This window comes from Prevotella sp. HJM029, from assembly GCF_000599605.1.
Taxonomy (GTDB): Bacteria; Bacteroidota; Bacteroidia; order Bacteroidales; family Bacteroidaceae; genus Prevotella.
In genome coordinates this window covers 64,170-72,116 of the sequence record NZ_AZHT01000019.1, presented here as the reverse complement: position 1 = coordinate 72,116, position 7,947 = coordinate 64,170, and the positions used below count along the sequence as shown (strand labels likewise).

The following is a 7,947-nucleotide window of genomic DNA, read 5'->3' as shown; positions in this document are numbered from 1 at the left end:
AAATTTCCCGTAACAATCGAGGGTCGTTCGCACGAGAAAAAAAATTTCCCGTAACAATCGAGGGTCGTTCACACGAGAAAAAAAATTTCCCGTAACAATCGAGGGTGTTTTGCACGAGAAAAAAAATTCCCGTAGGTTTTGGGAGTCGTTTGGGCTACAGCGACAAAAGTGCTACGGCATAGCAACCGCCACCAGACGGTCGGTGCGCTCGCCCGAGCCACGATAGTACACCAAAGCGTGATAGAAGTTTTTCGTTTGGTAGAAATTCCCCTCCGACGCCACAGGCACCATGTGCCCATCGCCGTCGGGCGTGAGATATTGATAGGAATAATAGCCTTGTTTCAGCAGCAGGCGCGCCTCATAGAGCCCCGCAGCTTCGTTGTAGTGCAACTGACAGGTGGGCGAAAAGCGGTCGCCCGTGAAATGGCCGTTGAGATAGATGGGGCGGCTCGTCTGGGGCGTCTGCAATGAGAAATGCACCATCACATAATCCGACAGAGTGGCGTTGTCGCGGTTGTCGCTGTTGCGCACACAAAACAAGCCCTGCGCACTCTCATCATAAACATAGCTGGGGCGCGGTTCGTCGGTGTGCAGGCGGGCCTGATAGCGTTTTCCGTCCCATGTGATTTCGGCAATGCCCATCGTGGGATGGTCGACCGCCAAACATTCGAATTTGCGATAGACGTTGCCCGCGTCGAATATCAACGCCCGACAATGCTGCCAGGCCAAGCCATTGGGCGTTTGCATTTGGGGGATAACGTTGATGCGCGCATCGTCCCAACGCCCATTTTGCAACACCACCGTCTTGATTTCCCTGTCGGGCTGCGTGACATTCACGCCCTGATAGTCCACCGCCCATGCTATCTGCTGATGCGTGGCATTCACGTCGATATCGGTATTGGTGGTGCACGTGAGCTGGGCTTTCATCGTGGCCTCGGTCACCATGAAACAGGCGCGCGCCACCAACGCGTGTTGCTCGTCATAAATGCGCACCTCGTAGTTGCCGCTCTTCGTCAGGCGACATCGGTCGTTGGGCAAGGCAAAGGCATAATGCGTGTAGGCCACCTGCGTCTGGCGCGAGGGCTGCACGTCGTCGATGGTCAGCCCCTCCGTAAAGCCTTCGGCATAATCGGTGGCAAACAGCTGCGTGGAAGGCATCCAGTCGGCCTCGCAATGCACCACGTCGTAGGTGAAACGACGATAGGCCGCCGAGAAATCATCGAATGAAATTTGAATTTCGTCGCCGCCCGTCAACGAGATGAGGGGCAGCCGTTGCCGCCAGTCGCCATTGCGCAACACTTGCAATGTGGCCAAATCGCGCGACAACAGCGTTTGATACTGTGCTCGTGCGGCCAAGCCGTTCGCAAAGGCCAGCATCGCACAGAGGCCATATTTGAGAGATTGTTTTAAATGAAGCATCGGCCAATTTGAAAGACGACGGCACTCACCACCCACGCCAAAGCGGTGGTGTAGCCTGCGGCGAAAAGTGCCCAACGCCAACTGCCCGTTTCGCCTTTGATGGCGGCAATGGTGGCAATGCACGGGAAATAGAGCAACACGAAAAGCAAGAAACAATAGGCCGTGAGCGTGGCTATGGGCTCGGCCGCAGCCACAGGAATGCCCTGCACGCGCGCAATGTCACGGGTCATTTGCTGGCGCAGCTCCACGTAGCGTCCGTCGTTATGCGAGGCCTCGTCGGCATTGGCCACCTCGTCGCTTCCGCTATACAACACACCCATCGTGCTGGCCACAATCTCTTTCGCACCCACACCCGAGAGCAAACCCACATCCAACTTCCAATCGAAACCTTGTGGACGGAAAACGGGCTCAACCAATTTGCCAATGCGCCCAATGTAGCTTTGTTCTTGCTGCTGTTGCGCGCTGAGGGTGTCGTCGTGAGGGAAATAGCCCAACGCCCACACAAGGATGCTGGCCACCAAAATGATGCCACCCATTTTCTTGAGATATTGCTTTCCTTTTTCCCACGTGTGACGCCCAATGGCCTTCCACGTTGGGAAACGATAAGGCGGCAACTCCATCACGAACGGCGTGTCGTTGCCTTTCACCAAGAACAGACCAAAGAGGCGGCTCAGCAACACCGCGAGGGCGATGCCCACAAAATAAAGCGACACCATGACCAAAGCACGATATTTCGCGGGGAAGAATGCGCCCGTAATCATGATGTAGATGGGCAGGCGCGCCGAACAACTCATGAGCGGCAAAATGAGCATGGTGACGATGCGCGAACGCCGACTCTCAATGGTGCGCGTGGCCATCATCGCCGGCACATTGCAACCAAAACCCATGATGAGCGGGATAAATGACTTGCCATGGAGCCCCATCTTGTGCATGAGCTTGTCCATGATAAACGCCGCGCGCGCCATGTAGCCCGAATCTTCCATGAAACTGATGAAGAAATAGAGGATTAGGATTTGAGGAAGGAACACTATCACGGCTCCCACGCCACCCAAAACACCATCCACCAACAAGTCTTTCACAGGACCATCGGGTAGCACCGTTGAAACAAAATGGCTCAGCTCACCCACTGCGGCATCAATCCAATCCATGGGGATTTGCCCCAACGTGAATGTGGCCGAGAACATCACCAAAAGCATGAGCAGGAAGATGGGGAAGCCCAACACCCGATGGGTCACAAATTTGTCGAGCAAATGAGTTGTCTGATACGTATCCTTCTCCTTTCCCACGCTGTATTTCACCTCTTCCAACGCTCCATGAATAAAGCCATACTTGGCATCCATGATGGCCGTCTCGCTGTCGACTCCGGTCTCCTCCAACACGCGCTGCGAGGCCACATCAACAATCTTTTTAATCGCTTCGAAATCGCTTTGCGACGACAGCATCGCCGTGGTGTCAGCATCCTTCTCTAACAACTTGATGGCCAAATAGCGTGTGGAATAATGCAACCGCAACTGTGTGTCCTGCCGCAAATGCGCTTGAATTTGTGCAATGCCATGCTCAATCTCGTGACCATAGTTGATATGGAGGTGTCGAACAGATGCCATTTGTTCGCCCGTCTGTTCATAACGCTGAATAATTTCATGAAACAGCGCCTCAACTCCCTCGCCTGTCTTAAACACCGTGGGCAACATGGGCACGCCCAAGAGGTTGGAAAGCTTTTCAAAATCGATGTGATCACCACGCTTCTGCGTTTCATCAAACATATTCAAAGCACAAACCATGGGCATGTGCATATCAATAAGCTGCGTTGTGAGATAAAGATTGCGTTCCAAATTACTACTATCGATGACATTGATGACCACGTCGGGATTCTTCTCAATAAGCTGTTTACGCACATAAAGTTCCTCGGGCGAATAGGCCGATAAGCTGTATGTACCAGGCAAGTCGACAAGGTTCAGCCGATAACCCTCAAACGTGGCGTGCCCTTCTTTGGCATCCACCGTGACGCCTGAGTAATTGCCTACATGCTCATGCGCACCCGACACAAAATTGAATAACGAGGTCTTGCCACAATTAGGATTGCCCACCAAAACGATATTGATTACTTTATGTTTCTTTAAAGCAATGCGCTCCAACCTTTCATCGTCACAAGTCTCACTCACCTCAAGAGTTAAGCCCTCATCTTGCTTTGTGTCATGCACATTCTCCTGCATGAGAGTTGCTTCTGCCTCAGTTTCAGAAACCACTTCTATCATTTCGGCTTCCGAACGTCGCAACGACACTTCGTAGCCCATAATTTTATATTTTATGGGGTCTTTGAGTGGTGCATTGAGCAAGACCTCTACCTTTTTTCCCCGGATGAATCCCATTTCGACAATACGTTTGCGAAATCCGCCATAGCCCGTCACTTTCACGATGATGCCATGCTCGCCCGTCTTCAAATCTGATAATTTCATTTTATATATCTATTTATCTCCATGCAAAGTTACAATTTTCTTGCATAACTCATCTTCTGCGCCCATAAAAATACCTACTTTTTAGGATGGTCCTCCACACAAATAAAGGTTAAAACTCCATTTTATGTATCTAATCTGTTCCAGGATTTGTAATTTTGCAACATCAAGATAACAAGCAAAACTTTTTAAAAATATGATTATTACAATTGCACGTCAATGTGGTTGTGGTGCACTACACATTGGAGAACAACTATCTCAGTATTATGACATCCCGTTCTACACACGCAAGAATTTATTAGAATTAGCTCAAAAGCGCGGTGTTTTACAAGAAATGGATGACTTCTTTGAAGAGCGTCCTGTTGACGAACTCATGTTTGCCATTTCGCAATTCGATGAAGAGCCGCAGAACGTAAATATCAAAGCTTTCTCGGTGCTATCGAAACTCATTGGTCATGAGGATTGTATTATCATAGGCCGCTGCGGCAACGTCATCTTTAAAGATCGTGAAGACCTTGTCTCAGTATTCCTCAAAGGCAATTTCAATGGTCGCGTAAAGGCTATTGAAGCTGAAAACAACATGAATACAGAAGAGGCCATTACCTTTGTCAATGAATTAGATGAAAGTCGTGTGCGTTATCACAAATACTATACGGGTATGAAATGGGGCGATGCCAACGACTACGATCTGTGCTTCGATAGCATTCGTTTGGGCACTACCAAGTCGGCTGATTTCATTGAGAAATATATTGAAGAGATTAATCTCAAATAACACTAGAAATGAAATTCATCTCTCAATTCATCATCATTATCGCTTTCACCTTCATAGGGGAACTGCTCCATTTCTTCATCCCACTCCCTATCCCAGCCAGTATATATGGTATCGTATTGCTATTCATTTGTTTGATGATGAAATGGATAAAAGTGACTGAGATTCGCGAGACCAGTACGTTTCTCATCGCCATTATGCCCGTGATGTTCATTCCTGCAGCCGTTGGGCTCATTGATTCGTGGGCGGCCATTCGTAGCCACATTTTACAATATACTATCGTTACCATTGTGAGCACATTTGCAGTAATGGGTGCAGCTGGCCGCATCACCCAACGCATGGTGCGCAGCAATAAAAAGAAAGGTGAAAACAAAACACAGGGATAACTATGCTAAAAGATTCTATTTATTTCGGTGCATTGCTCAGTTTGGGCGCCTATGCCATAGGTGTTTACCTCAGACGCCGCACAGGGTGGAGTTTTCTCAATCCACTACTCACAGCTATCATTTTGGTTATCGTCTGCCTGCTTTGCACAGGTATGCGCTATAAAGATTATTTAGAGGATGCTGACTGGGTAAGCTATCTGCTCACACCAGCCACCATCTGCTTGGCAGTGCCACTTTATCAGCAAGTTGAACTGCTCAAAAAAAATTTTAAAGCTATCATGATTGGCATTTCTTCGGGTGTATTGTCGAGCCTCATCACCATACTACTTTTAGCACTGCTGATGCATTTCGATCATGCCACCTACGTCACCTTCCTGCCCAAATCCATCACCACAGCTATTGGTATGGGTATTGCAGAAGAATTAGGTGGCTACGTTTCTGTCACCGTGGTTGTCATCATCATCTCAGGTGTATTAGGTAATATCTTCGCTGAGAAATTCCTAAAACTCCTACGAATCGAAGAACCCATTGCCAAAGGTATTGCTCTGGGTAGTGCTTCACACGCCATTGGAACTGCGAAAGCCATGGAGATGGGGTCTATTGAAGGTGCCACAAGTAGTCTTTCGATTGTAGTGAGTGGCATACTGACCGTTGTTGGAGCTTCACTCTTTGCTATGATAATATAAATATTCGTAAACCTACAATTATAACTGCTCTTCGCGTATTGCTCAGAATCATGCTCAACGAATTACAGCTTTTCATCTGCTCAATAATCTTATAACACTTTTAAAGCATAAAAATAGTGCTTACGGAATGTCCGTAAGCACTAAAACATTTTAAAATACCCATGATTACCACAATTGCAGACGTTCTGCTTCAGGGAGATAGAGCTTGTCGCCAGGCTTCACATTCCATGCCTTGTAGAAAGCATCGATGTGGGGCAATGCACCATCTACGCGCCATTTGCCCAAGGAATGGGGATCGCGCTTCACGCGGTTGCGAATTTCCTGATCGGTGATATTGCCAGCCCAAACGCCTGCATAGGCTAAGAAGAAACGCTGGTCGGGCGTAAAACCATCCTTATTCTTCAGCGGCTTCTTGGCTGTGGCATTCTTAAACGCATGGTAAGCCACTTGCAGGCCACCATGGTCGGCTAAGTTCTCGCCCAAGGTGAAACGACCGTTGGCATGCAATCCCGGCAACACCTCAATCTTGTCGAAGAAGTTGGCATAGAGGTCGGCGCGCTGGTCGAAACCTTTGGCATCAGCGGGTGTCCACCAATCGCGCATGTTGCCCTCGTCATCATATTGGCGACCTTGATCGTCGAAACCATGCGTCATCTCGTGACCAATGACCACACCAATGGCACCATAATTAAAGGCTTCGTCGGCCTTGGGATCGAAGAATGGATATTGCAAAATGCCTGCAGGGAAGCAAATCTCGTTGGTCGTGGGGTTGTAATAGGCGTTCACCGTTTGCGGTGTCATGCCCCACTCATCTCTGTCGACGGGCTTTCCGGCTTTCTCGGCAATCTCTTTGTCGTGATTGAATTTCCTCACGGCCATCACGTTGTCATAGAAACTCTTCCGCGGGTCGATGGTCAGACGGCTGTAGTCGGTCCACTTGTTGGGATAGCCAATCTTCACATAAAACTTGTTGAGCTTCTTGTGGGCGTTAGCCTTAGTAGAATCGCTCATCCAGGTTTGCGCATCAATACGTTCGCCAAGACTGATTTGCAAATTCTTCACCAACTGCTCCATCATCTTCTTTGACGACTCGGGGAAATATTTCTTGGCATAGATGCGTCCCAGAGCTTCGCCCAACTGACCGTCAACCTGATTGGTCGCACGTTTCCACAAGGGATAATCTTCCTTGCGCCCGCTCATCGTCTTACCAAAGAAATTGAAGTTGGCCTCGCGAATTTCGTCGGTGAGATAGCTTGCGCTACTGGTGATGACATCCCATTCCATGAGAGCCTTGAGCTCGTCGACCGTTTGCAGCGCCATGAGCTTGTCCAATCCTGCCATGAATGCAGTTTGTCCAACCACCACGTGCTGCAAATATTTAGAATCGATGCCCTCAGCATTGGCCCATTGTTCGATGGGGATGTGGGGATAGTCGGCGCGCAGCTCGGCCAGCGTCATCTTGTTGTAATTGGCCTGCGGATCACGCAATTCGGTCATACTTTTCGAAATCAGCGCCACCAAAGTCTCCTGCTTGAACAATTCTTGTGCGCGCTTCTGTGCTTCTTGTACACTAAACCCATAAAGGCGAAACATCTGGCCGACGTAATCCTTATAGGCCTTGCGGATGGTCTCCGTAGCCGAGTCGTTATTGAGATAATAATCTTTCTGCCCCAATGTCAGCCCGCTTTGATAGATGTTGAAAATATTGTTCTTCACATCTTTCTCGTCGGCTGCAAAGGCAGCACCATATTGCACGCCATAACCTTGCACAGCATACTTCAGTTGCAGTTTTCGCAAATCGGAAATGGTTTTAGCCGCCTCAATCTCGTCTAAAACGCCTTTCACGGGCGCAATACCCTCTTTGTTGCGGCGCTCCACATCGAGTGCGAGCTTGTAGAAGTCAGAGAGCTTCTGCTCTATTGTCCCTGTCTTAAACTTTCCTTTCTGCAACTCCGAAAGAATTGTGTTAATACGCTTGTTGTTGTTCTCTTGCAACTGGTCGAAGCTGCCGAAACGGCTGTAGGCTGCAGGCAGCGGATTATTTTTCTGCCAGCCGCCGGTTGCAAACTGATAGAAGTCGTCTTGCGGCTTCACCGAATGGTCGAAGTTCTTTTCAAAAAGTCCTGAACCATCTTGCGCCATGCCCACTGTAGGGAGCGTGGCCATCATAACCATCGGAATAATTTTTTTCATTTTCATAGGCTTTTCCATTTTTATTGGGTTGAATCATTCTA

At 48.8% G+C, this 7,947-nt stretch carries 6 protein-coding genes; 3 read left to right on the top strand and 3 right to left on the bottom strand.

The window, feature by feature from the left end; all coding sequences use genetic code 11:
- Nucleotides 1-171 precede the first annotated feature (171 nt).
- Nucleotides 172-1,419: a type IX secretion system plug protein gene (locus tag X919_RS0102145; RefSeq protein WP_036916743.1), complete on the bottom strand. Its 1,248-nt coding sequence runs from the start codon at nt 1,417-1,419 to the stop codon at nt 172-174.
- Entirely contained in the window at nt 1,407-3,875 is a 2,469-nt protein-coding gene (feoB, locus tag X919_RS0102140) for a ferrous iron transport protein B (RefSeq protein WP_028898839.1), read from the bottom strand. The genes X919_RS0102145 and feoB overlap by 13 nt, the downstream gene beginning before the upstream one ends.
- A gap of 193 nt (nt 3,876-4,068) precedes the next feature.
- On the opposite strand from feoB, the gene X919_RS0102135 reads away from it, so the two are divergent.
- The 3 genes from X919_RS0102135 to X919_RS0102125 are packed head-to-tail and all read left to right on the top strand — an operon-like array spanning nt 4,069 to nt 5,713.
- Nucleotides 4,069-4,644 carry a cytidylate kinase-like family protein gene (locus tag X919_RS0102135; RefSeq protein ID WP_028898838.1) on the top strand — a complete coding sequence of 192 codons (576 nt, stop codon included), beginning with the start codon at nt 4,069-4,071 and terminating at the stop codon, nt 4,642-4,644.
- Between the two features lie 8 nt (nt 4,645-4,652).
- Nucleotides 4,653-5,027, top strand: a complete 375-nt coding sequence (locus X919_RS0102130; protein ID WP_028898837.1) for a CidA/LrgA family protein — start codon at nt 4,653-4,655, stop codon at nt 5,025-5,027.
- Between the two features lie 2 nt (nt 5,028-5,029).
- Nucleotides 5,030-5,713 (top strand): LrgB family protein, encoded by a 684-nt coding sequence (locus X919_RS0102125; RefSeq protein WP_028898836.1) that lies wholly within the window; start codon nt 5,030-5,032, stop codon nt 5,711-5,713.
- A 165-nt stretch (nt 5,714-5,878) separates the two neighbouring features.
- On the opposite strand, the gene X919_RS0102120 is transcribed toward X919_RS0102125, so the two are convergent.
- Entirely contained in the window at nt 5,879-7,912 is a 2,034-nt protein-coding gene (locus X919_RS0102120; RefSeq protein ID WP_028898835.1) for a M13 family metallopeptidase, read from the bottom strand.
- Between the last annotated feature and the right edge of the window lie 35 nt (nt 7,913-7,947).